We start from the raw sequence: 724 nt of genomic DNA, 5'->3' as shown, positions 1-724 counted from the left end.
GGCTGAAGGCGCTGCTGCAGCGCGGTCCCGAGGGTCTGCACAGCGTGCTTGGCCTCGCAAGCAGTGCCCCGGTACTGCCCGACGACGACGCGGTCGAACACGTCGATGATGCTGAGTACGAAAAAGAAACGCTCTTGCCCGAAGGCATAGCCGTATTTAATATCCATTTGCCAGAGTTGATTCGATGCTGTGATGGTGTGATTTCTTGGTAACCGCCGCGGATGCGTCTGTTGGCGTTGCCGCTGTTTTTGGAGAATGCCGAGTGCCTTGCACATGCGATAAGCCTTTTTCTTGTTCAGTATCACGCCGTACTGCTTGCGAATGCAGCGCGCTAACAGCTTATAGCCATAGACGTGCTCTTCGCCCTCCAGCAGCGCGACCAGCCATTCCTGGATTTGCTCGTCACAGACTTTCTCGCCCGATTCATTGTAAGAGTATCCGGGCACAGGGCGTCCCCTGCGAACCGGCTCGACGCGTTCTGCGTCGTCCTGCGCGGCGCGTTTCTGCCGGCCATAGTAAGTGGACCCATTCAGTTTGAGAATTCGCAGAACCCGTGCAACAGGCTCCCCCCGTTTAATAAATGGTTCTGCTACTTCGAATTTCTCGGATAAACGGGGGTTGTTTTTTTTAACAGTTCACGGAGAATTTCAATTTCGAGTTCTTTTTCACCAAGCGCTTTAACCGCTCTGTCGTACCGCTGTTCGACTTCCTGCAACCGCTGGAT

The 724-nt window shown here is 54.3% G+C and carries 1 protein-coding gene; it reads right to left on the bottom strand.

Annotation, left to right across the window (positions count from 1 at the left end; genetic code table 11):
- Nucleotides 1–446: IS3 family transposase (locus tag ACFOTD_RS34500; RefSeq protein WP_378124538.1), on the bottom strand; the 446-nt coding region annotated here is incomplete at its 3' end.
- Between the last annotated feature and the right edge of the window lie 278 nt (nucleotides 447–724).

Source organism: Cohnella sp. GCM10012308, from assembly GCF_042649185.1.
GTDB lineage: Bacteria > Bacillota > Bacilli > Paenibacillales > Paenibacillaceae > Cohnella.
Note: the sequence above shows the minus strand (reverse complement) of the source record. Positions and strands in the feature narration are given on the sequence as shown.